Source organism: Vibrio agarivorans (assembly GCF_030409635.1).
GTDB lineage: Bacteria > Pseudomonadota > Gammaproteobacteria > Enterobacterales > Vibrionaceae > Vibrio > Vibrio agarivorans.
Genome location: NZ_JAUFQF010000004.1, coordinates 2,516,400 through 2,541,437 on the forward strand (window position 1 = coordinate 2,516,400; position 25,038 = coordinate 2,541,437).

A 25,038-nucleotide genomic window follows, 5' to 3' on the forward strand; every position below is an offset into this window, starting at 1 on the left:
TAGTTCATTTACCTATCAAGTTTTCGGTGGACAAATGAATCCGGCACAACTTTCATCAATCAAATCTATCGAGACTTTATGCGTAGAAAGCATGGCCGAACTTGGCTTTGCTTGAGCAGACAATAGGCACCTAGCCTGTATTTCTCAATACTAGGTGCCTATTGTCAGAGTTAATGGCTAGCAAGTGTCCTTCTTCAATCACCCGAGAAAAATATCGCTGTCGGCCACTTACCACTTCGCAGTTTCCAATCAGCATATAGCAAGTCACGAGCCGAATGCTCTATTGGCTCATGCGGGTCTAGCCCATTCTCGTTAGAATATTTATCAACCCACCAATACCCAAACCCTTGATCCAGCCAAATCTGCACTGTCACGCCATCATCAAAAACTAGCGACATAGTTCTGGCATGAGGTAACGAATACTTGTCTCTTGTCTTAAACGCGATATCTAAACCAGACTGATAAATGGCCTCATCCAAAACTAATTGACGCTCTTCCTCACTTCGCCAGTTATCTTGAATAGTTTTATTTTCGCTTTGATTCTTCCTGTACGGTTCTTTTTCTAGTTCAGCTTCTGTTTTCAGTGCTCCCGTTACTATACTAGCTCGGCATCCTTCGTAATGACCAAGTATGGCACCAACTGCTCGAAGGCATAGGCTCATAGGAAGAGGTGCCACCAGGTATCTATCTTGATATATGATTTCTGTTATCTTGTGCTTCTGCATTCTCTTCATTAGAAGATCAGATGACCTAAGCACGCTTGTCCAGAATAGGGATCCGAACCGATCTGCTGGTCCATCAAGTTCTTGGTGAATGGAAACACTCCCCACTTTTTCAGGATCCTTTAAGATGTCTAGGACGCACTCCGCTAGTGTCGGTGTCTTTCTAAAGCCCTTTATCAACTGTGACTCATGCTCATCGATAATACCCCAACACTGAGCTAGATCGTCTTCTACAACTTCAGCGAATATAGTCTGGCCGTCTGGTATTACATTTTTCGTTTGCTTCAAAGCAATGTTTGGGTGACTTGAAAGCCAAGATAAACTAATTTGCTCTGAAATGTCTAAATGAGACAACTCGCTCTCTGACAGCACTAAGTTCAGCCTTCGCTCTCTCGCCCAATCATAAATTGAGTTAATTAATGGCCAAGCTTCAAGATTTGCCAGTGCTTTCTTCGATATATATACATTGAGGACAGGCCCCCTAACATGTGCAATAGCCTGTTCAATGGCAACACCCAGTGGTTTTAATTCTCTCTGGTTGTCACGTTCGAAAAGCTCAAACTCGCTGGGTAGTAGTATTCGATTAAAAAAGTCATTATCTAAAAAGCCAATCACAGCCCTTCTATCTAATAGCTCTAGCGCGTGTTGAGTAGAATAATCAACTAAGCAACGGTGACATGCCCTATCACACGAACAACTGACCGCTTTACGCTTAGATTTCTGCAATAACTCAACGATATACTCAGAAGCCTTGATTGAAAAACCCGCGCCTCCAGCTGCTGAGTCGTAAAGCACAATAGCTTGAGCTTCTTGTTCAGCATAATTAACCGGCTTTGTCGTACAGCCAATTTCATCACTGTTAATACCAAGCTTCTCTGCCAACTCATTTCTAAGCAGAACAGAAATGGATCGAGCGATGGTTCTATTGCTCAAGACAGAACCGTCCGCATTTAATAGCAGCAGTTCAAACACATCAGTATGTGTACTGTGACCCAGCTCGATTGGTCCTTTTATCGCAAAATCTCGCTCATTGCCCCCACAGAAGACTTCACTTTCACGCTCTAACTCACCTTTACCGCCACGAAGACGCGTATGTCCTTCAAGAACCTTGTGAGCCGTTACGGAGTCATCATCAGGCATAGGCTCCATCCGACCACACTCTAGGCAGAGAGCGTATCCACGATTAGATAAACCTGTACTGTGGTAGTAGACATGGCCGTCATGGCTAGATTTAAACAAAACGCTTGGGTTTACACTCATTTCTACCCAATCTTTTTTCTCAACAGTCACCCACGGATCTTGAAAAGGGATATGGGTCAATTTTGAGATATCGTTATGTGGTTTGTTACGAATATCAATCGCAAAACTACCCGGCTCGATAAAACGATGGTAAGTATTCGGTTCCAACTCAGAATCACAGCTTTTACAACTGGTTGGCAGTGCTCTGTCAACCCCGCTAGAGCCACAATGGTTACAACGCCATGCCCACAATAAAGATTGGATTTCACTGACTTGATCTGCCGATGCAGGGCTGTGCCAGTTGAGAATGACACCACCAGATTGATAAACGCGGCCGTCCAGAACAACTTCTGCTCCCGGTGCGTAATCCCTGATAGCAACAGACAGATCACGCGATGGATAGTCTCTGGCGCTATATAAGTTATCGATACGATGCTCTAGCTGATTATCCTTCGCAGACTTCGCTTGCTTTGCTGCTTGTATTGCGTTTTTGCGGCGATTGATCGATTCAATATTGTCATTGTTAAGCGACACAACATCCGTAGGAAAGCCATATCCAGGTAAAAAGCCTTTTCGAGCCAGCTCAGACAGCAAATACTCCCCTTCCAAGCGTTGAATTTGAGTTTCAACAGCAGCTTGAGCAGTAGATAGTCTATTGCTGTCACTCTTTATCTCCTCGCTTTGTTCAATCAACAACTCGTGTTCTTTTTTCCAGCGCCCTAGAATGTCTTCAATTTGACTAGCGGCATCTCTCACTAGTTGGTGCTTCGCTGTTTCCTGCAATATTGTGCGCTTAAGAAGTGTTTCTAAGCCTGCTTCAATCTCATTCAAAGCATCCGTTCGACACCAACTTGCAAACAGCTCTGCATGGGCTGGACAGCTATCATGGAGAGGAATAAAGAAATTACCGCAGCTCAAACGCAGCGCATTGTCACTAAGGGGACGCGTCCTCAAAAATACGGAAAGCAATAGTGCATTGATATGACGCTTAACGATATACTCACTCGACAGTGAAACATTGGGAACATGGATAGGGGTATCAAAAGCCCAACGAGTTTGCTCGAATATATGCTCACCATGTGGAGTATTCTTACAGAGCGTTAGTGCTACGGAGCGGCTCTCTCCACGGCGGCCAGCTCGACCCGCTCGCTGCAGATAGTTAGCAGGGTTTGGCGGCGCATTATTCATGGCAACGACCGAGATACCACCGATGTCTACACCCATCTCCATCGTAGTGGAACAGCTAAGAACATTAATAGCTCCTACTTTAAACTTGTCCTCGTAGTCTCTTAGTAAACTCGCAGGTAACTGTGCAGAGTGCTCAGCAACCCTGAAGTATGGTGTTCGTTCTACAATTCTGTCTGAAATATCAGACCAAGCATTCTCGCGACGTAGGAACGTTACCTCTTCGTTTTCTTGCCAACCTCTTACTTGTTCCAGAGTTACCTGAGAGCCATCTTCAACGTCTCGTCCATAAGGGTACGGGTATGAAGGCGTAGGTAGAAGGCGACAAAGCTGGCCTTGACGAGCTCCCTTAACATTGAGGTAAGGTGACACCTCTTGTAAGGGTGTATCAATGATCTTTTGTGTATGAGGACACTGCCACTTGTCTTTTGTAAGGCTAAAACTGACCTGTTTCTCGAGTTCGAGTCGATAGCCATCTCCACTGGCAGAGAGAACGTGACGTTGTAATACCTTCCACGCTTCCTGCAGAATGATATTTATACTTACCCTGTCCTCTTTCTCGTCAAGGTTAAGATTAAATGCAGTGACCAACAACCTTACAAGTCGTGGTTGTACACTACCACCTCTAACTTGAGGCCAACTTTGAATGTTACGATATTGACTGTCATCATCCGGCGCTATAATTAATCCGGGAGAGAACTTAGCGCCAATCCAACGTTGCTGTTCTTCACTGAGAGAAATCGCTTTATTAGCTCGCACATGGAAGTTAAGGCATAGTGTCAGAAAGTCGACCCACGATTTTTGAGCTTCATCTACTGAGAAGTTTAATTGCCTCCACTCTGGTGGTGCTGTGTTGCCTTTGTCTTTTATGGCAGCAAACTCCAATCGAATGAGCCCCAATGTCTCCAAGGTGTTTTGTCGCTTTGGTCGGCTATTAAACTCTCTCAATAACAGCAATCTCGCAAGCAATAGCGGGTTCTTGACCATACTCATTTGCTCATCAAAGCGCTGATAAGAGTCCTTAATCCAATACTGAAGCTCCTTCTCTTTGGCCAACTCATGCTCAACATCAGACCAAGGAATAGAAACATCACCAGCATTTGCTAGCGACGCAATTTTTTCCTCAATGATTTCAACCATGTCGTCATCACCTAACTCTTTGAACGTATCCAATCGAGCTTTATATTTTTCAAGGTCTGCACGTTGCTCAGGGGTCAAAGTACCACTTTTCAGTGTTCTATCCGCGACTAAATGGAATAGAGCTGCTCGCAGAAACTGTCTTTCCGCATCTTGTTGTGATTTAGCAGCAAAACGAGCTGTGCCTTGCCGACTATCTGTAAAAGTAATCATCCGACGGCCGTTCCACGGACCTTTTAGTTGCTCTTTTTTGCCATCTTGGCAGAACTCTAGCAAGGTAGGGATCACCGTCGATAACATGAATGGCGCACCGTTGCGGAAATGGCGGTAGAATTCAAAGTTCTGGATCTTAGTATGTTGGCAGCATGGGCATCGCAACCCCAAACCATTGCCGTTGGACTTCTCATAGCCTTCGACTTTGTTGACCAAATATGCCTGTTTAAAGCTCGCGCTTTTCAAAACTCGATCATTATTCAGCCAGTAAGAGCCCGTCTCATCCGATGGTTGCTCCGCTAAAATACACAACCTAGAGTGTACGTCACCATCATCAGCGTCAGCATCTTCATACGAATCGATGTCGTCGGACTCAATATCCAAAGAGAAATCGTCCACACTGGATTCTGGTTTGGTCAAACTTAGAACGGTATCACCAGACTCTTTCGCAATACTTTCATCTGCTAATAGAAGACTTGTGCCACAGCCGTTACAACTGGTCATTTCAAACACAGGAGAACCGCACGAACACTTTTCTCTACGTGACATGTACACCTTGCCAAAGCGCCACTCTATGCTATCGAGAGGCGTGTTCGTTTTTGCAGAGCAACTCGGATTTGAGCACGCCCAAAGGCCCCCCGAGACTCTATGGAAAAGGTGCATACGAAATGGAATAAAGGCCATCCCGCTGGAATCTGTGGTTGAAGCACAAATGTCTAACCATTTAAGTGTGATTTCTTCACTCAGCAGTTCATCTGTTGCTGATAGGAGTTTTCTTATTTGAAGGAGTGACAAGCGGTTGTCATCAGCACTTAAGGTTTGACGAAGAATGCGAAGCGGCACTATCGACTCTAGCGCCCTATATCGTTCACTCATGCTGGCAATGGCATTTATTGCTTCCAAATCCATTGCATATGGCGACTCAAGCTCTGAAAGAGACGAGACTTCACGATGGCCTTTCACAAGATAAACTTGAGATATATCCACACCAGCCACATCCGCCAAAAATGCTTTCAGTTCGGTGTCTGAATCCTTACCGCCTATCGTCGCAGAGGTCGCTACAAATCGAACTTGATCTGGAGTGACATCAAAACCATGCATAACTCTTCGTAGCAACAGAGATAGTTCTGCAGCCTGAGAACCTATGTATGTGTGAGCTTCATCTAAGACAATCCAACGCAACTTGCCCTTGGATTTAGCTAAAATGGGCTCATCTTTTTGACGAACCAACATGTATTCCAACATCGTCGCGTTGGTAACTAAGATTTGTCCTGGGTCGGAACGTAATGCCTTTCTAGAAAGCTGTTGATTCGGCTGGATGCGTTGCTTGGCAGCGGGCACGTTCTCTTTAGTCTCGCCATTGTACAAACAAAACTTTACATCAGCGCCAAGCTCATGTGTCCAAGCTGCAAGTCTATCGCGCTGACTGTTAATTAAAGCGTTTAGAGGATACAAGAACAGCGCCTCAACACCGTTTGATTTGCTTTGGCGTCTTACAATGTCGTTAAGAATTGGAACAAGGAAACATTCTGTTTTACCTGAGCCAGTACCGCTACTAACAATCACTGACCGAGGTTCTGATTTAGAGAGATGTTCCCAAGCCTCATATTGATGGGCATAGGGATACCAACTACTCTCGAACTTATAGTCATCACGAAGCTCTTTGGGAGGATTTTCCATCGCACTGACCAGACGGCTCTCCAATAGTCTGCCTGATAAGGCGGTCATGGGTTCAGTGTGTGGTTTCCAACCAAAGGTTGCTTCGAACACAGGGTCCCCTAGAAATGCCCCATCGTTACCCGGCGATTGACTAAAGGCATTCCATAGAAACTCCCTGAGAGGTTTAGAGCGAAGTCCAAATTGCCCAAGTGTTGCTCTCGCAGCACGCTTCGTTAGCTGATCAATAATTGATTCAAAATATTCCATTTCGCTGTCTCCAAACTAAACGTTGAGCAAACCAATAATTAATTTCTGTGTCAGATTAAACGCTTCATCGAAGTAGGTTTCATCAAACCTACGATATTCTCGCATCGCATGAACCACCTCAGCGGTCATTCGTAAATCAGCATGTCCAGCCGTCGCCAGTGCAAGCAGGACGGGAGCGTTCATTACATTGTTTTTAAATGAGTAATCACCAGTGAGACACAGCTCTACGATCTGTCTGTGCACTCTTTGCATCACCCGCCCAAACACATCGTTCGCGTTATGGCATGGCCATTCATTTTCACACTTCCGCTGTGCCAATTGACCACGTATGGCTCGCAGTTGAGCGGTATAATCACCGACCTCTATAAAGGACTTCTCTAAATTGAAAGCAATCTTGACGCCTAATAACTGTATTAGCGAAGAAAGGCTAGGAAAGAAAGATTCTAACTCCGATAGCTTTTTCATAATCCTGTCTTGGACCAGCTCTTCCATACCCTCTCCACCTAGTTTGTCCAGCAAGTAGTCATAGTAGGCTCGAACTACTTTAATAGACTGCTGAATATCGAGTGAAGTCCACAACATAGGAAACTGTGTATCCATCTGCCATACCGCTTCGATTTCTGACTTGTTAGCCTGCAGTAACAACGCAAGCATGAATTCAGGTTGCTGAGAGGCTCCGCGCCATAAATCGAAGGTCGTCAAAGGTACTTGATTGAAAGCTAATAATGTTCGAACGTACTTCCACTCAACCGATGAGTAGTCAGCGGCTAACTCTTTTGCTGCATGACTGAAGGCTTTGATGCGATCAATGTTTCGACTAATGCCGGCAGCAGCTTCAAAAGCGCCTTTAGGGGTCGGAAGAAGTTGTAGTTCTTTCGTCCACATAACAGGTCGAATGCCAAATTTAGGTTCGTTGCAATAAACTAACCAAGCGCCCGGCTCGAGCTCTTCGTCAGGCATATGCCAACAATAGCGTTCAGAATCATCTACAGACTCTAGTTTCAGTGGAATAGGCGTCTGGTCTGGTTGTCCTAGGGGAATGGTAAACAAGTCTATAGCTGAGATATTATCTAGGTGTGAGTTCGCCGCTGAGCTCAAAACTACATGGCTATTAGAACGGTCTGGTAAGAGTGAACATTGATACAGTGCGAGATCAACGGAAAAAACTTCGTGGCCATGATGCATAACCTCCATTTTTACTTTTGCGTCCAGGCTTGTCGAAAGTGCAAATAGAGATTGAATGCTAGAACGAAATGCGGAGAGTGATAAACCAGCAGACATATCTTCGACCGAAGAGAGCACCGTTTTATAAAAAGCAGAACGAGCAAAGGCACCTCTGACGTCCTTAGCTTTCAGCGAGAACTGAACCTCAATCTCACCGTCTAATCCACAACCGTATAACTCATAGCTACTCAAGCTATCAACCAAGATCTCACTGTGGTTGTCGACTCTCTGTTGCTTAGCGTCAAGTAAACACACTCCCTTACTAGGGAAAGGCAATCTCATTTCTATAGATTTAGGCTTATCTTGCCACCAAATTTCGAGATCTATGTATGCTGGCGGGTAAGCGCCATTGGCACTAAGTTCGAGAACTACTGCTTGCTCCGTTGAAGACAACTCCATTTTGACATGATCATGGTTGTCTTTTGCCAATGCTACCAAAGGGGGACAACTGGTTGATATGATTACTCTGCCTTGGCTAAGATCCTTAGCAGGAATTAAATCAACTCGAAAATCACTCGGAACACTAGCAATTCGAAAGTGCTTGTTGGTACCTGACTGATTTGTGTATCGAACCTCACTTTTACCCGATGGTAGTGTGCTCAAAGAGGACCATTGTTGCTTGTTCAGATCGTGCCAATGAACCGAGCTATCCTGTATCGGAGTTCGAACACCTTGCTCATTCAGTTCTATAAGTTTTGGGGTGCCTATGAAGCTTTTTTGTGGCGTTGTTTGAAATGGTAAAACGTCACCTTGCCACACATACTCTTTGGGTTGAACCCTCTCACCTCCAAGTACGATTTGATACTGACCGACCTTGTATCGACCAGCCTCTCGAAGCAATGTAAGCTGACGAACATCTTGCAAAGCAGAACTGGCTATGACCTCGCATTGCTCTGAAGCCGATTCGACAACATATCCTTGTTGAGTCGCAATGATTGCCTTGCTGGCCTCACAGATAACGTCCCCTGCGCCCGAGAACACCCATTGCTCTTCTTTCTCGATGAATACCCAAGGTTCTTTATCAGATGCCGAGCTACCTCCAATTACAGGAGCAAACCACGTCTCACCTTGATCATCTCTGGCCATCAACTCTATTTCACAGCTAAACCAATCTGCAGGCAGCTGGCTTTCAAGGACATCTACTAAGTATCTATCCGGGGTATTTTTGGGGCGAAAGGCCTTCGCCACAAGAAGCGGTTTTTTGCCTACAGAGAAAAGACTGAAACGTTCAGGTAAGCTCGCCATGTTAAATAGCTGCTGAATGTAAAGTGTGTTGACGCGAGAACGCAACGTTAGTTCTAACGAGCAAACGTAGTTTACTTCAACCTCACTTATATCATCGACCGTAAAAGCATGCCTGTTGTGCTGTGGCTTTAACGAGCGAAGTAAACGAATCGTTTCCGGCATTTTACGCTGAACAACAATCGCTTTACCTAACGCCCTGTCTAACAAGCTCTTAGCGACCGTATGCTCTATGTTGAGTGGCAGCCTATCTACCCAGTTGGGCTCAACGACGTCAAGATACATTAAGGGATCTTCCTGCTTACCTAGGTCATGCTGATCGGCCAAAGAAAAAATCGCTTCAGCGATCTTACCGACCACTGAGTAAACCGCATCGTTTCTAAATGAAGACGCAATATGATGATCATGTGCTTTTGCTATCGCCAATGAATCAGGCTTTGATAATGTGTATTTACCAAAGTCTTGAATCACCTGTTCAAAGTAATAGGCGAGTTTACTGTTTGAATCGGTCACCAACTGCAGCGGCAGTCCCCCTTCAACAGCAACTGTTCCCAGAAACATATGACCTTGCGCATTCATTAGAATTGGCCTTCGCCAGTAGCGGCAGCCAGCGGCTACCATACGACTTCTCTGCGCTGGAGAAAGCTCTGACTCATGAATACCTAAAGCACCAAAAACAGGCTCCCAACTCCAATGTCCACCTGAAAACTCTCTGCGCCACCACTCCGAGGCAAACAATACAAAGGCCCCAGACCATTCAGAACTGATAGCCGTCGGAACGTAACTGGATATGCTATTGCTTCGTAAACTGTCTGACAGTGATTGTTTCAATAATTCAAACTCGTTATCGCTGAGCTTATAGCTATAAAGTGGTTGTCCCGTCACTTTGTCTAAATCTCTAAAAGACAAAATTGACCGAATACAGTGTCTGAATGTGTTCATATTGTCCCTACCTAACTGACGTTATTATTACTTTTCTAATTGACTAAAACAGAGCCGTTACTGCGGCAACAAATACCCCAAAAACATTTCAATATGCTCTAAGGTCTGTACCTTGATTTTAAGCGCCGACTCCCCTCGCGTTAGACCAGGCGTGCTGTACGTGTTGCTGTGGCGCCCTTTGTCTTCGGAATAATGCGTTGTTGGGATCTCTGGTAATGTCACTTCACCAAATGGTTCGGGTAACCAGACATTGGCATACGACCCATCTTTTGGCGTGTCGACCTCAATCACGATGCCGAACTGACTTGTGATATGCCATGCATTTACCTTTTTAGTGACGCGTGCTGGTTCACCAAATTCGAGTAAAAGCCTGTCTAATAGTTTGTCTCTAATCATTAGCGGTTCATTCTTATTACAATTCTGAGCATTACAATAGCTCAGAGCTTAACTCACAAATGCGGGGGCTCACTCTTCATAAGCTTGTGAAATGGGTGATAGTCTCTGGTAATCAATCGACTAAGTCCGCCCTGCTCTATTTCAAACGGGACAACCCACAACCGCAGGTCTTTAGTAAACTCAAATGAGAACTCTATCGGCTCTTGAAATCCATCATGTCGTGGGTAAATCAGCACAAGATCACCGGCTCCATCTTGATGCTGTCATCTACAAAAGGGATCTTGCCTAATTCGCGTAGTAGATCGTTTTGATTTTCGAGAATCTCAATATCGAGCAGTTTTGCTAGGTGCTTTGCCGTCGACTCTCCGAAAATTCTGAGTTTGACCAGAGTTGTATTCGGGTCATCAGGATAATTTTTTTCTGCGGCACGAGCGATAGCAAATAGAAAATCGTTAACGCCTTTCAGGAACTCAAAGTTAGATTTAGCCATAGTATCTTTCCTTTAACTCTCAGATTCACAATGCTTGTTGATGACAGTCACTTCGATATCTGGACGACAAAGTGCAACTGAATAACGCTGGTTTACGCCTTCAGAAATCGACGTTACCTCCAACATACCTGCTGTTTGAGTTGGTAAGGCTTTCTTAAGCTTGCGATTTATGGTCGAACAAATGGGCTGTAGGAAGTCTTTGCTCATACCAGATAATGATGAGTAATCGCTCTCTGCAAAATCTTCAGGTGTGGTGCCAAAGGTGCCAAATACCCTTGGGTCACGTGCGAACTGGCGGTAAGTGTTTAGAAAATCGATGCTGTGCGTCTGTTGATCTTCAAAGTATCGATCAACAAGTAAACCCTCAGTACCTTTGTCTAAAAGCCAAAGATAGAACGCCAGCTCTTTGGCTGTCAGTGAAACATCTATGCCTAATGTGGAAATCAATTTGGATGAGCCATCGATGGTAACGGACAGCTCTCCCTCTCGAGAGGAGTTCAACATGCCCACCGTTTGACTAAAAGAAAGATTAGCCATAGTGGATAGCACTGTTGGGTCAACGGCATTTCTCATCCTAACAAATGGAATTTCTGCCAATGTTACCGTCGCCTGACTTACATCGACTTCACCTTGGCCATTTTTACCCGTAACCCACTTTTGATTCTTGGTCGGATACCAAAAATCTCTAACAAACTCGTAAGCATCATCGACAAACACGTGGCTCAATGTGTCCTGCGAGCGCCCGAACATGGACATCGCATAACCAAAATAGAATGCCATAGTTTTTCGTCCACCAGCTAGCGACGCATGAATTGCCGTGTGGTCATATTGAGTTAACTCAAACACTTTTTTGGTAATGAAATCAGCCATAAAGGTTTGGTCTTCGATGGATTTGGCGTCGTCGATATACTCGCCTTTATCATCCTCTATCAACCAAACATGGCTTTCATCAAAGGTGAACTCTGGCAGTTGACATTCGTTTTTCAGCGCTTCTAGATGACCGTCTCGAATTAGACCATTGAGCAAAACATCTTTACTGCTTTGTGTGGTGATGACATACACTTCATCTGGAAATGGCCGCCCGCTCTTTGCTATGGCATAGAGTGTTTCTGTTAATACCTGAGGACTTGCGCCTGTAGTTGAAAGCAAAATGTTTTTCATGTTATTCACTCAAATGAGAAATTACTCTGGCCTTGAAATCTGAACTTTCAGAGCCTCATTAACGAAACTATGTATGATTCAGCTAATTCTCGTTCACTTTGAACTTTTCTCGCAGTCGCTTGGCTCTGGCTCGATTAATAGAACTCCATTCCTCTTTATCTCTATTATTCCACGAAGGCTTATAGACCTCTTCGAGAACATCCACAGTTTCCTGATAATTTTTTTCTTCCTTTTGATGTTTACTTTTCAAATAGCGACTTCGTTCACGGTTCATTTCATCCCACTCAGCTTTGTCTCGAGCACCGTTAATGAACGCACTACTATCTCTTGAAGAGCCTTTCATACTGTCCTGAAAAGAAATCCTGAAACGATTAGCAGTCTCCATTGCCTCTTGATGCCCGCACGAAGCAGCTTTGGACACCCAATCCTCTCCATACTTTCGAGTTCTCGCGTCACTATTTGTGCCTAACAGCATATTTTTTCCTAGCTGCCACATAGCTTCTGGGTTTCCTTGATTGGCAGCTTTTTTTATGAATAACTCGTAATCTGCTTGGTTCCCAAGTTGCTTAGCCATGATCGCTTTTGACAAATACAAAGTGCTTTTTTGAGCCAGCCCACGCAACTCACCAAACTTGCCGGTTTTAACCTCTGCTTCCCAAAATCTTTCAATCCACGTTTCTAAACTCGCCTTACGTTTCTGAACCATCCCTTCGTCTGGTTTTGGAAGACCTCTGCTCTCGGAGTACTGGCCTAGTGCTTTCGATAAACCTTTGAAGGATTTAGTGCCATTATTTGGAAGGACTTTAAACTTGGTTCTAAGAAGCTTTTCACAATAGTGTTGCCAAAAATCAAGGTGGTCATGTACTTCAAGCTGAGTCATAGTGCGAATGTCTTCACTTGTCAGAGCTTCGCTATCAAACAACTTTTGTGTATTCCAGTCACTCTTTTTATAAAATCGCGTTTCTGCAATGGTTCCTCGAAGAAACTCAACAACAAGCAAATTATCTAGTTCAAAGATATAGATCTCACTGTCTGTATTTGTGGAGTTTGGCAACACATGTACGAATTCGGGCAGGCCCCCATTTTGAGACTCAACCCAGTTATAGCTCTCGCTCGGAAGTAAAACCCTGACTCGTTCAAATCGACTACTGTAATTTGACCAGAACTTGGAACGACTTCTAATCTGGCGGGTTTGGTAATCGTTAAAATCAAGCTGAATAGCCGCCTCTTCAGAGTAGAGGGCAGCAGAAATTGCATGCAAATCAAAGTAACTTGTTAAACCAAATTTCTTTTTTAACACTGCTTTTGATGCGCCACCAAGTTGAGGCCAGTAGCTGTTTTTCTTTAGAGGAAAACAGTGATTTTCTATGATTTCAGCACACTGGTCTCCGTAATCGAATTGTTCAAGCTTGCCTATAAAGCGCTCACAAAAATCAACTCTTTGTTGAGTGGTGTCTAATGCGTAAAAGTTGTTGGCAAGCCAAACATCATCAAAATCTGATAGATTCCCATCCGATATTGGACTTAGCAGGCAATTAGCCAACTCTGCCTTGTAACTGTTAGCTTGAGGCAACCTCAAAAACTTAATATAGCCACTTAAAGTCTGTTTACCTTGGTAGCAAAGCGATGCCATTTCATCAAAATCTTTTGTTTTTAGCGCCAACAGCCAATCCAATTTGGCTTGATCTATCGCACTCCAGATAGGCACGGTTCTCGCTATATCTATCGATTCAACAAGTTCAGAAACTACACTCGTTGCTTTTCCATCTAACGCTAGCCCCATCTTGAACAGCGCAATATCTCCAAGCACCAGCTGACTACCAACACCGGTCCAGACCGCAACACAAGCACGCTCACGTTCTTGCTCGTTTAAGTTTTTCCACTGGACTTCGCTTTCAATCGCTTCTAACCATTCGAAAACATGAACTTCGTCTGACCTTTGAGCAGAGACGAGCGCCACTATTTGCATGAGTGTTTTTGGTGGAAAGCTCGGTGTCCTGTCGTCAGTAATTCCTAGTTCCAGAAACTCATCGAATGAATGGCTGGTTAACTTATTTGAGCTAGGTAATCTCGGCTGTGAGAACGAAAAACCTGAACTACTCAACTTTTTTCACCTCTGAGAAATTGCCAAGAAACTCTTCATCTTTGAACTGAAAGCGGAACTTCACCTTACGGTCAGCCGCATCGGCTGCGTCTTGTCGAGCTTCAATGGGGCCTCGTCCAGAAATTACCGCCTTATCGAAGAAGCGCTGTTTATTACTAAATTCCATTGAGTTAACGAAAGCGATAACACTGTTTGCGCGTAAAACACTCAGTTCCATATTCCTGTCAAACGCGCCTTCGGAACTCGAATGTCCCTCAATCACAACTCGGCTAACTTCGTCAGCGGTAGCTTGAGACTGAAAAATCGCATCAGAGTATATTGGAATGAACTTTTCCAAAAACTCTTGCCCTGACGCTTTCAATTTATAGTCGTTGAGGTCAAATAAGATTGAATCCGTAATTGAGATATCACCTGTTTCGGGATCAGCTTGGACACCAATTCCCTCGGCATTCAACTTATCGTTGATATCTTTGATAATCACGATTCGAGTATTTTGACTCTCTTCATATACCTCAGAAATTTGAACCAAGGCGCTGATGAGCAGCAAGGCGAAGATCATCAGCAAGACTGACATTAAATCCCCGACCGAGAGCCATACACCAGACTCTTCTGCATCTGCAGTTCTTGGTGAGTGGGATAAACTCCTCATCAAGCCTCCGCTCTATCTGCTTCAAATTCTCGATTTTGAACTTGAGCGTTAATCAAGTAGCCAGCTGCTTGTGACAGTTTATTATGGATCGTGCTTGCCGATTGGTCGAAATCATTGAAGAAAGTTTCAAAGCTCTCATTTGCTCGCGAGAAGTATTCGTCCATGGCTTTCGGCAGGTTCTCTGTCACATCGGTAAACGACGCAGAAGCCGTTGCATACTCTTTCTTCAATAGTGCGATTTGTCTTCCCATTGTTTGCGCAGCATCTTGAAGCTCTGCCATTCTCGACGCTTCATTTAACCCAATAGCCTTCGCTACACGCTCAACTGTTTGAGCTGATGCTTCTAGCTTTTGATACTGTGCTGTGAGTTCTTGAAGCAGATTGTGGCGGGCTTGGTATTCGCTCTCAAAGACTTTGCGGAAATTCTCTACAACTTCATTGAGACCATTACGTTGCTTGCTCAAGCTGCCTTCTAGAAGCGAATTCTGCTGCTCGAAGTACGATGTTAGATTCTGTTGATACTGCAGTCGGAAAGCTTCTAGTTCTTTTTGAACAGTTGTCGACATCGACTTAACTTTTTCATCAATGTCGCCCAAGCCTGACTCCAACTCTTGCTTCGCTGAAGTCATTAAACTACTTGCTTGGTCACCTACAGCTTCCAACACATCTGTTTGTTGTTTGAATGCAGCACTTGAACCTTCGATGAGTGCATTGATTCGAGTCTCCACACCGTCGAACAATGCATGTTCTTTTTGTTGCCTTTCGTCTAGCGCTCCATCCATTGACGTTTTGATTCCTTCGAAAGCTGCAGAAGCTCTTCCCGCACTGAGTTCAAAGGCATCCCTCTGCTCTTCCAGACCTTTCGAAGCGCCATCAAGCAATGTTTGGACTTCTTTCGCGATTGTAGACATCGCTCCTTGAGTGTCGTCTTTAAAGCTCGCGAGAATTTGCTTTAGTGATTCAGCAAACTGTTGCAACTTGTCCATTGTATCTTTCTGGAACTCGTTGATTGTCTCTACAGTTTGCGCAGTGCTGGTCACCACTTTCTCAACATTAGCATTAAGCTGAGCGGAAACTTCATTACTCTGAGAGACTGCTTCACTTGTTTTCTTAAGCTCTTCTGATACAGGGTCAATCAACTCTGATTTCATCTTATCCACGAGCAACTCAACTAGCTCTTTTTGTGATTGCTCTTTGATGTCTCTAAGAGCAGAGAGTTCTCCTCTTATCGCTTGCATTGCAGGCGTAAGCTGGTCTTCGATTGATCCCCTGACTGCCTCAGATACTTTCTCCGCTATTGCATTGCCATCGAATGAGTCACCTAGGTTATTAAGGGAAGCGGCAGTATCCCTAAACTGTTGGCTCATGCTTTCGATAGCTGAAGCAGAACGCAACTGCGCGGCAACCACTTCCTGCTGCCCTTCATTCGACATGTTCTTCAGATAATGGACTGGGCTCGCCTCGAAGTATTGACTTGAAATAGCTTTTAAGAATGCTCCTTGAGCTTTAGAAAGACGGCTTGAAGACATTTTCATTAAAGCCATAAACACGGCTGAGCTACTTAAACCAGCTAGAGAAGTGTAAAAAGCTGTTTTCATACCTTCCAAGAGCTCAGCAGCAGAGCTCAGCAACGCTTTGGAATCTCCAGCCATACTGAACTGACTTAAGCCAAGCGTGATCCCTAGAAACGTACCAGTGATGCCTATGCTGGTTAAGAGAGCAGGAACCAACTTGTAGCGGGTCGAATCACAAGATGGAAGCATATGAGACAGAGGTGACTTCGTTAACCAAAGCCCCGCTTTGCTCTCTATTTTCAGACCATTTTCGGTAGGCGTATAAACTAGGTGTTCAGCCAACCATTTAAGTTGAGGCTCCGATAAGCTTTCAGGCTCTACTAGGTCTGAAGAATGATTGTTTTTAAGGCCGGCGATAGCTTTAAGCTGCGAGATTGCCCCCCAAGTAGCCTTTATTTCACGCACTGCGAAAAAGAAGAACAAAGCTAACGTTGTGATGATGATAATATCTGTTACCCCATCACCCGATATGATTGCGACGCTGTCTAGCATATTTAACTATTCCTTAAAAACTTACTTATTTCACTTGAAGTAAAAATCTGTTCTGCAATGCGTGCTGGTAGGTGCTCAGCATCTTCTCGAACTACACCATTTACTAGTACTTTGTCTCTGAGCCGTACGCTGTACAAAGCTTCTTCGTGATCATCACTATCAGAGGCTACTCGCAGATAGACCTCTTCTGGAAACTCCCTGAGAAGCGTTGCCTGAAGTGATGACTTTGTATCTCTCAAGGAATTTGTAGCAATGAAGTCGGCTCCAAACTCCTCTTTGGATAGCTTCCAAGCGTGGTTGACTGAAATAATTCGCTCCAATACTTGATCCAATCTCATCTTCATCATCAATGCCTCAACGTGTGAGCCAGGCTTCTGTAATCACTCAGAAACTCATTTACTGTTATTACTTGCCAACCTTGTTTCAGTGCATCATTGATATCATTTGGTGAAATCGCTACGCCAAATCGACGTTTAGGCCAAGCTAGCTCAATACGAGAAGCTATATCACCCAGAGTATCCTTCACATAGTAGTTAACTTCTGGTAGCGAAACGTGTACTTCGCGACAGGCATGTAAAACACCATGCACGCCTGGGTCTGATAACTCAAAAAGCTCTTGCCATCCACCAAGATCATCCAATAGACCTTGATCCTTGCGAAGATCGTTAATCAATTGTCTTTCGCGATGGCTCAAGACCATATGCTGGTGTTTTGGTTGTTTGCTATGACAATCGATACACAGAGCCCGTAGGTTCTTGTCGCGATTATCCGATTTCACCCCATTTATATGATGTACATGCAATAGAGCTCGGTTCGAACGTAAATTGACCTTGCAGTCCTCACATTCAAAGTTTCTATCTACACGATAATGCGACGATATCTTTGCCCAATCTTCGGTGTATCCTGTCTGCGCTGTCTCAGCATCTCTTGCTGGCATGTGAGGAAAAAAAGAGCTATATGTTGCAAAAAACTCCGCCATATCAAAGTCAGCAACTATTGAGCGCATGTTGTTAGACGAATTACATCCTTTATAGTTGAGTTTTCTCAAGCAATTCTGGCAGACCTTAAGCCGTGCCTTGGTTTCTCCGTAACCCGAATCAACGATAAACTCTCCTGACGTGTTATTAGTTACAACATATCTTTCAAAGCGTCCATTGGCTCTCATAGACTGCAGGGTCTTACAATCTGACACGTGAAATCGAGCACTTGATCCGTTCGCTTTGATATAAAGCGTTACGTGTCTGCCCTTGTAGCTCAGAAGACCAGATTCGATTTCTACATCTTTGAGTTCTACATCTTTACCCTGCTCGAGTTCCTTATCGACTTTTGCGATGTTCGTTTCTTCATAAACAAGGTTAAATGAACCCTTTTTTTCGGGTTGCATGACGTTTATTGCAGTCAATAGTGACCCTAGATTGAGAGTCAGCTTCATTCTATTCTGCTCCCAAAATCTTGAGTATTTGTTGTTCTGCGTTTGTTATTACACGGAAAGAAACTCGACGAGAACGCTGCTCATCTTCAATACCTTGCTTATCATAGGTCAACTTTGAAGATGAATACCCTACCGCTGCAACGTTGCCCTTCACCCAGTCGTAGTGTTTGTTTTTAACTGGCTCTAAAGCCATCACATAACCAAGCACAGCTCTTGTTCGGGACTGAGATAGTCTCATGTTGTTGAAGTACGCCTCGTAGTCAGAAGACCCAGTATTCCAACGACTTGAGGTATGTCCTTCAATCTTAATTTCCTGAATTATCGGCTGATATTTTTCGAGTACAGCAAGGTAACGAGGAAAAAAATCAATCAGTATAGTTTGAAACTGGTCCGTTAAGATGGCCTTACCGTTAGCAAATAAAACCTCAGGAGCTGTGAAGTTCACACTTAACGTGTCGCGGTCAATTTCCGCTCCCCATGTATCCAAATCTTTAGAGAACTCCTCTAGAAGAGCCAAGTAAATAGCTTGCTGCGTTTGTTGATAGGTTTCAGCGACTTCCTTAATCTTATCCCGTTCAATCATTGCATCTCTCATTAGTGCAACAGAGATGAACAGGAACACCATCATTAGGCCAGCCATTAGATCAGAGACGGACATCCAGTGTTCGCCTCCACTCTCTTTGACGCTTGTCTTACCAAATAGCTTTTCCATGGTTACGCAGCCGCTCCCGCATTGACTACATTGGACATTTCTCTAACCAACTTTTGGTAGTCTCTTGTAAACTGCTGGGTAATCGTCGCTAAGGCTTCGCCCATCTCATTCATAGTGCGATTGATTTCCTGCTGCATTTGAATATCAAGTACTTCTACTTGCTTCTCGACTGCGCTTCCGGTCTTGCCTACGGAGTCTGTGATCTGGTCTTCCAAACTATCAAAAGTACGTCGCACGGCCTGTGCTTGAACTTGGAATACCTCTTCTAAAGTGGTCTCCAGTCGGTCCTGCAGTTTTGTTATGGCCGCCGTGGTTTCGTTTTGGATCTCTTTTGTGCTCGCTAGCAAGTCTTGGTTCGCTTCTTTCAACACGCGGCCTGTTTCTTTCGAGTCATCTTTAATATCTGCAACTAAGACTCGTAATTGACCATTAAGTTCTGTAATTGAATCTTCAAGATGTTGACGAATCTGTTCTGTCGTATCTGTTAGGTGATTAGTAACATTGCTCAGACCACCTGTAGCAGTGCCAACTTGTTCTTGGATATCAGACGAGGCTTCTGCAAGCTTGCCCCCAATATCTTGGGCACTGTCTCGTAGTTGCGTTGAAATATCCTGTGCGCCTGACTCTAGATTACTTCTCATCAGGTTCATGCTTTCTTCTGTGGTGGATGCGAGTTCACTTGAGGAGTTTGTTAATGTCGTTGAGATCTCTTTTGTCGTAGCATCAAGATCTTCAGCGATTCTCTTAACGCCTGCCTCGAAGCTATCTTTAATACCTTCAACACCACTTTCGGTTACTTGCGAAAACTCTTTACTTGCATCTGTTAACTGATGACTAATTTGCTCAGCACTAGACGTTAACTCTTGAGCTAGCTTGTTCGCGCCTTCTTCCAAATTAGTGCGCATAACATCAACACTCTCACTAGCTGATGAGCTGAAGTTGTCAATGATAGTTTGTGACTCATTTAGCATTGATTCGTAATGTGTTGAAGCTGCTTTAACTGAATCTCCGATAACACTCATAGTGCTATCCATCTGTTCTCGAATCTGTGGCATAGCCTCCACAGCTTTGTCACGTAGGTCTTTGAAGGCTTCTAGACGCTGCTCTAGTTCAGTTACCTGACCATGCCCAAGCTCCATCACTTGATGCAATTTCTCCATCGTTACTGGAATTGACTCAGCACGCTCATTAATGTTGGCAACTGACTTCTCTGTTGATGAAATAGCATCTACACCCAACTGGTATTTTGTTGCCATATCTTCCAACTGAATTCGATAGTTCTCTTGCCAAACTACAAGTTTCTTAACTGATTCATCAAGGCGCTTGAAGTTTTCACCAAATTGCTCGGTTAACTTTTCGTTGAAGTCAACAATCACTTCTTTAAGTGCGTTGATTACTTGCTCAGTCGCAGATTTTGAAAGCAACTCGCCAAATTCATCCATTTTCTGCCATAAAGTATGCTGGAACTTTTCATGTCGCTCAGTTGTTTGGTCAAACTGATCCTTTAAAACACGTTGTCCATCACTAATGTCTATTCGCAACTTCTTAATTTGCGATGTCAAAGATGAATCTTCATCCCCCTTGATTGCAGAAAGGAGTTCATTTGACGCATTAAGTTGATCGTTCGATGCTTTTAGTTGTTCAGACATTACCGAGAAGATTTCTTCCGGGCCAACAGACTGACTAGCCTCTTGTTCTCTTTGTGGAATTAGTCCAAGTGCAGCTTTGTAAAAAATGGAGCCTGCCATCCCAGCTAGACTAGTAAGAAACGCTGTTTTCAGACCACCTAGCAACAACTCAATACTTCCATCAATGTTTTTAGGGTCAAAGTCCATTAACCCAACCACGATTCCTGCAAAAGTTCCCAATATTCCTAAAGACGTGAGGATATTAGTTGTGCTAGCGGTGAATCTGGGTGCTTTACCAGCCAAAGCTAAAGTAATTGAACCTAATAAAAGTCCAATAATCAAATAGATAAAAGCATTTGAAATAGATTCAGCAGTAAAGGAGGCGATGAATGAAGCTAGTTGTTCGGTCATGATTTTTTGTTTGTAAACCTTTTCCTGTACGAAGTTTACGCACACCATACATTAATGCGTACTTGGTACAATAAAATTATCTGTAGTATTTTAGTCGTCTTTGAGCTTTAGTTACTTGTCATTTCGCGACAAGTTCACAACTTCCATGTGATTTTTCAATTAATGCCATAATTTCAATGATATAGCCCCCAACAAACAAAGAGTGCCCAAAAACGTTGTAATGTCAGAGAAGTTACTAGTTTATTCATTGTGCAGCCTTCAATAAACTCGTTATTGTCAAACTCATAATGATAATATTGTAAGTTAGGCGACTATTCCATATGGAATAATCGATATTCCTAGCAATAGCCAGACTATTTCACCTAGTGATGTTACGCTCCCTGAATGTCTACAAGAATAATCACCATTCATGCTTACTCTAAATGAGAAATACATCATATGCTTATAGAGTAAATAGCAATTCAAATTAAATCACCATATGGAAACCAACGCAACAAAAACCAGCCAACAAAGTATCTAATTTAATTAATAAACGCCATTAGAAAACAAATTACTTATGTTCTCTTTGTTGCTTTCAGATTAAAGTTAGTCGCTTCTTTAGCATCTGCTTTAATGGATTTAGAGTAATTAATTAACCACAAAAATAGTTTTAATGATTGAAATGACATAAGTTAGTTAGTTTTCATTAGCACAGAATATCAACGTTTGACGTAGCAGCCCACTCAGTTTTCACCTATATACAAACGTATTTGAAGCTTGTTGATAATCAGTAACACTAGGATGTGATAAATTGCAACAAGGTTTCATCGTTGTTGTTTGGGCAGCACCTTCATGCTCTTGACTGTCCCCATTTTTCACTCCTGCCGACCCAAGCGACTGTATTATGCCATTGGGCCGGCAAACAATAACATTATGCAGCTTCCAGCCGTGAAATAATCGCCTCAAGCGGTAACTCTTTGTCACGAATCAGGCCAACTACCGCTTCAATGTCTTCTTCACGATTTAGCGCCAATGCTTGGTTGATGTCGTCAATCAATGTTAGAGCCTGTGCTTTTGACAAGTTACGGAGCAGCGCCACTCGATTGCTTGATGACATCGCCATTAGTTCACTGGCTGAGTCAGACGAAACGGCATTTGAGTTACTAATGCTGTCTAGTTTAGGCTTATGATCATTGACAAGAGTTTTATCATCATTGAGCTTAACAATGTTTGTTGCTCGAAACTCTTCAATATCTTCGCCAGTCATCACTGTTTCAACTGGCAGAGGAGTCACTGTTTTTTGTTGGTACTTGGCTTTGCTTTCTAGTAACTCGGCATAATAAGCGGCTGTCGGGAGCATAAAGATGAGATGTCTCATTACATTATCCTCGATCTCTTTTAGCTCTTTGCGTTTTAAGTAAGCGCCCTGCTTTCTCGATTGTAGTGCTAAAGCCACGGAGTGCTGCACTGTATCAATTCGAGCGGGGTTAATACTATCCACGCTTTGTGTTTCTAGAACTAGACTCTCTTCCTGTGACTTTAGAATCTCAACGCGAGTACGCAAAGACTTCACGCAGCCTTGGATGAGTTTATCATTTGATAGCTGAAATGGGAGTCGAGGCTTAGGTTTCTGAACGGATTCTGGCATTTCTACTTTGCTTGCTCTTATTTCACGCTTCACTTCAGCCATAAAGTTGTTGATTGTCTTACTATCTGAGGGTGTTGAGCCTGTAAATATTGGTTTAGGTACACCTTCAATCAATACTTTGAGGTGGTTTGTCTGTGTTCTCTCATAACTGAATGGCGTCTCTGTGCCCAAATGGTCGTTTAAGAATTTGATGACACGTTTTTGGTATTTGCTGTAGCTGGATAACTTGCACATGATGGGGATGCTTCACCTTCGGATAGTTGATGAGACGCATTGTAGGTTAGAGCTTTTGACGTTAGTTGTTCATAAGCTTGTTAACTTTTGCGGCAGAATTACCAATGCCATTCACCATTTCTGGCTCACATTGTCCTTAGGTCAATTTCTGACCCGTAATTGTCTCTACTATCCGATGAGCGATACAGAGCTAGCCCCCAGAGTTCCCAAGCTTACAAAGTGACACAGTAACACCAAACCTACCTGTTTGTAGAGGCAGATTGCGCCCATGCTTGCAGTGACAACGAATAGATAGACATTACGCGTTAGATCAATCAAAATTTGCTTTTTTATACGTCACGGCTGCTTCTATGTTTCCTTCAGTACTTAACGTTCTCGTTAAACATAAAGAACACTGCAATTTAGACTCGTTTCCCCTGCGTTTCGGTTTTTCCTTTGCTACTGACCAGATATTAACGTTAAAGCGCGAAAGTGCTGCCGACAACTCAAGGCAGCAAAACAACCGGTGGAAGTTTAAAGGAACTATGACCCTCCCTGATACGGATAGGGTTGAACAAGCAACCTTCGTTGTGCTCAAAGACAATGAAGAATTTCGACTGGTAACCGCATGGAGAAACGACGGAAATACCGAGTTCTATTTGTCAGAAGTGATGAAGTCACTGAGAAAAGCAGGCGAACTGTCTGTCGAAGACTTGTTGGCTTTTCACCCTAGATACAAAGAAGGAAAGCTCTGCTCGCATGCTGAATTAGTTTTGGCTTTATCAGCTAATAAATCGAGCGAACAGATTGCTAAAATTCAATCGCAATCAGAACTAGCAGTTCAGCGAGCACAGGAAGAAATAGATCTGCTTAGAAAAGAGAATAGAGAACTAAAAAAGGAAAACATGATTTTGAAACAGCAAATTGAATCAGAGCGATTGAAAGCAGGTGCAAATAACACCGTAAACGTTACCTCACCCAACACACTGCTCTCAGTCAGAACGGACGTTATACATTACGGCTCTTCGTGTACTGAACTGAGATTGGCTGACGGTATGAAGTGGTATATGAAAACATCGACTTTTGACAAGAATGGTGATGTGACTAAGCAAGCTCAATCACTTATCGGTAAGCCGGTTGTTGTGACTTCGTGGGATCCCGTAACTGAGCCTGGAAAATGGTCTTCGAGAGGGTATTTTAGGAATGTTTACCCAGCTTAAACGTAAGCGCTCATTACTCAGCATAACTAATCGCTAACCACAACGATCTAGTATTTAGCCAAGTTCCAAGGTAGTAGTGCTTCTATTTGTTCAAGATTTTCAACGTAGGGTAGCTGAGTAAGAAGGGTATGTAGGTAGCTGTATGGCTCTAGTCCGTTCAACTTAGCAGTTTCAACCAAGCTGTAGCAGACAGCACTCGCTTTGGCACCTTGTGAGGTATCGGCGAACAGCCAAGCCTTACGACCGACCACGAACGGACGGACGGATAGCATTTTCAGCCATGATATTACTGATACGCAGTTCATGATGAACTGAGTAAACCACCAGTTTCGACCATTGGTTAAGCGTATAGTTGATGGCCTTGTAGGTTAAGCTATCTTTGGGGCACTTGCTGATGTTCTTCTCCAAGTTTCTGAGACTTGACAGTTTCAGCACCAAACACCACTTCCTAATGATGTTCGTGGCCAGACCATTATGAAACCACCACTCTACGAGGTACTTACAATCCTTAGATTATCCAAACGCTCTACTGAGCTAGTATTTTACATACATCATTTTTCGTAACGAATCACAGCGCTTGCCGTTCAGCTTATCCCCCAAATATTCACCATCTTCCGCAGCTTTGCGAGCGACTAGTGCTTTTGTACGTTCTTTACTATTCAGATAACCGTACGCTTTGGTTGTTTTGACCTTCAGTAAACGCCACTTAGACTTATTATCTCCAGCATGACGATCAAGACAATATTCCGCTGCACCGGCATTCGCACCTGTTTTTACTGCATCACTGAACACGTCAGCTTGGGCAGGGCCTATTGAGCCAATGACGATAGCTGCAGTCAGTAGTAATTTTTTCATAATGGTGTTTCCTATATTTCGTTGGTTGGTATGAGTGCATTATGGACGTTTGAGATATGAAAAATGGCCATTTAACGACGGTTAATAATAAGAACTCACACAACGAAATGGTGCATTGACTCCGAGAGAATGGAGCTACCTCTTACTAATATTCACCTTCAATTATTATCGGCAACAAAACCCTGCCCGGTCATATTGCTCGTAATCAGGTCTATACTTCAGAAAAACCACCAGCAGTCCCAGA

General features: G+C 43.6%; 14 protein-coding genes and 2 pseudogenes. 1 reads left to right on the forward strand and 15 read right to left on the reverse strand.

Features of this window, described 5'->3' with window-relative positions; genetic code table 11:
* Nucleotides 1-194 precede the first annotated feature (194 nt).
* The 13 genes and pseudogenes from QWZ05_RS20100 to QWZ05_RS20160 form a co-directional block, all read right to left on the reverse strand.
* Nucleotides 195-6,422, reverse strand: a complete 6,228-nt coding sequence (locus QWZ05_RS20100; protein ID WP_290300284.1) for a DEAD/DEAH box helicase — start codon at nt 6,420-6,422, stop codon at nt 195-197.
* A gap of 15 nt (nt 6,423-6,437) precedes the next feature.
* Nucleotides 6,438-9,830: an STY4851/ECs_5259 family protein gene (locus QWZ05_RS20105; RefSeq protein WP_290300285.1), complete on the reverse strand. Its 3,393-nt coding sequence runs from the start codon at nt 9,828-9,830 to the stop codon at nt 6,438-6,440.
* 57 nt (nt 9,831-9,887) lie between these two features.
* Entirely contained in the window at nt 9,888-10,226 is a 339-nt protein-coding gene (locus QWZ05_RS20110; protein WP_290300286.1) for a hypothetical protein, read from the reverse strand.
* Nucleotides 10,227-10,482: 256 nt separating this feature from the next.
* Nucleotides 10,483-10,716, reverse strand: a pseudogene (locus QWZ05_RS20115) (hypothetical protein); the annotation flags it as partial.
* A gap of 12 nt (nt 10,717-10,728) precedes the next feature.
* Nucleotides 10,729-11,877: a CRISPR-associated ring nuclease Csm6 gene (gene csm6 / locus QWZ05_RS20120; protein WP_290300288.1), complete on the reverse strand. Its 1,149-nt coding sequence runs from the start codon at nt 11,875-11,877 to the stop codon at nt 10,729-10,731.
* A gap of 82 nt (nt 11,878-11,959) precedes the next feature.
* Nucleotides 11,960-13,981, reverse strand: coding sequence for an EH signature domain-containing protein (locus tag QWZ05_RS20125; protein WP_290300289.1), 2,022 nt, complete (start codon nt 13,979-13,981; stop codon nt 11,960-11,962).
* Nucleotides 13,974-14,630, reverse strand: coding sequence for an OmpA family protein (locus QWZ05_RS20130; protein ID WP_290300290.1), 657 nt, complete (start codon nt 14,628-14,630; stop codon nt 13,974-13,976). Before QWZ05_RS20130 ends, QWZ05_RS20125 begins: the two co-directional genes overlap by 8 nt.
* The gene (locus QWZ05_RS20135) at nt 14,630-16,696 is read right to left on the reverse strand and encodes a chemotaxis protein (protein ID WP_290300291.1); all 2,067 of its coding nucleotides are present in this window, start codon (nt 16,694-16,696) and stop codon (nt 14,630-14,632) included. Before QWZ05_RS20135 ends, QWZ05_RS20130 begins: the two co-directional genes overlap by 1 nt.
* Nucleotides 16,697-16,698: 2 nt before the next feature.
* Nucleotides 16,699-17,043, reverse strand: a complete 345-nt coding sequence (locus QWZ05_RS20140; RefSeq protein WP_239921122.1) for a hypothetical protein — start codon at nt 17,041-17,043, stop codon at nt 16,699-16,701.
* Nucleotides 17,043-18,128, reverse strand: coding sequence for an HNH endonuclease (locus tag QWZ05_RS20145; protein WP_290300294.1), 1,086 nt, complete (start codon nt 18,126-18,128; stop codon nt 17,043-17,045). The genes QWZ05_RS20140 and QWZ05_RS20145 overlap by 1 nt, the downstream gene beginning before the upstream one ends.
* A gap of 1 nt (nt 18,129) precedes the next feature.
* On the reverse strand, nt 18,130-18,840 hold the full coding sequence (locus QWZ05_RS20150; RefSeq protein WP_290300297.1) for an OmpA family protein: 711 nt from the start codon (nt 18,838-18,840) through the stop codon (nt 18,130-18,132).
* 2 nt (nt 18,841-18,842) lie between these two features.
* The gene (locus tag QWZ05_RS20155) at nt 18,843-20,879 is read right to left on the reverse strand and encodes a hypothetical protein (protein ID WP_290300299.1); all 2,037 of its coding nucleotides are present in this window, start codon (nt 20,877-20,879) and stop codon (nt 18,843-18,845) included.
* 910 nt (nt 20,880-21,789) lie between these two features.
* Nucleotides 21,790-22,740, reverse strand: coding sequence for a hypothetical protein (locus QWZ05_RS20160; RefSeq protein WP_290300301.1), 951 nt, complete (start codon nt 22,738-22,740; stop codon nt 21,790-21,792).
* Nucleotides 22,741-23,264: 524 nt separating this feature from the next.
* Here QWZ05_RS20160 and QWZ05_RS20165 point away from each other — a divergent pair.
* A complete protein-coding gene (locus QWZ05_RS20165) occupies nt 23,265-23,939 on the forward strand; it encodes a hypothetical protein (protein ID WP_290300303.1) in 675 nt (224 codons plus the stop codon).
* A 47-nt stretch (nt 23,940-23,986) separates the two neighbouring features.
* Here the strand turns inward: QWZ05_RS20165 and QWZ05_RS20170 are convergent.
* Together QWZ05_RS20170 and QWZ05_RS20175 are read right to left on the reverse strand one after the other, a co-directional pair.
* Nucleotides 23,987-24,347, reverse strand: a pseudogene (locus tag QWZ05_RS20170) (transposase domain-containing protein); the annotation flags it as partial.
* Nucleotides 24,348-24,473: 126 nt separating this feature from the next.
* Nucleotides 24,474-24,794, reverse strand: coding sequence for a hypothetical protein (locus QWZ05_RS20175; protein ID WP_264877526.1), 321 nt, complete (start codon nt 24,792-24,794; stop codon nt 24,474-24,476).
* Between the last annotated feature and the right edge of the window lie 244 nt (nt 24,795-25,038).

Coding starts and splice junctions, on each gene's coding strand:
- QWZ05_RS20100 (WP_290300284.1), bottom strand. CDS start 6,422: ATGGAATATTTTGAATCAATTATTGATCAGCTAACGAAGCGTGCTGCG.
- QWZ05_RS20105 (WP_290300285.1), bottom strand. CDS start 9,830: ATGAACACATTCAGACACTGTATTCGGTCAATTTTGTCTTTTAGAGAT.
- QWZ05_RS20110 (WP_290300286.1), bottom strand. CDS start 10,226: ATGATTAGAGACAAACTATTAGACAGGCTTTTACTCGAATTTGGTGAA.
- csm6 (WP_290300288.1), bottom strand. CDS start 11,877: ATGAAAAACATTTTGCTTTCAACTACAGGCGCAAGTCCTCAGGTATTA.
- QWZ05_RS20130 (WP_290300290.1), bottom strand. CDS start 14,630: ATGAGGAGTTTATCCCACTCACCAAGAACTGCAGATGCAGAAGAGTCT.
- QWZ05_RS20135 (WP_290300291.1), bottom strand. CDS start 16,696: ATGCTAGACAGCGTCGCAATCATATCGGGTGATGGGGTAACAGATATT.
- QWZ05_RS20140 (WP_239921122.1), bottom strand. CDS start 17,043: ATGATGAAGATGAGATTGGATCAAGTATTGGAGCGAATTATTTCAGTC.
- QWZ05_RS20145 (WP_290300294.1), bottom strand. CDS start 18,128: ATGAAGCTGACTCTCAATCTAGGGTCACTATTGACTGCAATAAACGTC.
- QWZ05_RS20150 (WP_290300297.1), bottom strand. CDS start 18,840: ATGGAAAAGCTATTTGGTAAGACAAGCGTCAAAGAGAGTGGAGGCGAA.
- QWZ05_RS20155 (WP_290300299.1), bottom strand. CDS start 20,879: ATGACCGAACAACTAGCTTCATTCATCGCCTCCTTTACTGCTGAATCT.
- QWZ05_RS20160 (WP_290300301.1), bottom strand. CDS start 22,740: ATGTGCAAGTTATCCAGCTACAGCAAATACCAAAAACGTGTCATCAAA.
- QWZ05_RS20165 (WP_290300303.1), top strand. CDS start 23,265: ATGACCCTCCCTGATACGGATAGGGTTGAACAAGCAACCTTCGTTGTG.
- QWZ05_RS20175 (WP_264877526.1), bottom strand. CDS start 24,794: ATGAAAAAATTACTACTGACTGCAGCTATCGTCATTGGCTCAATAGGC.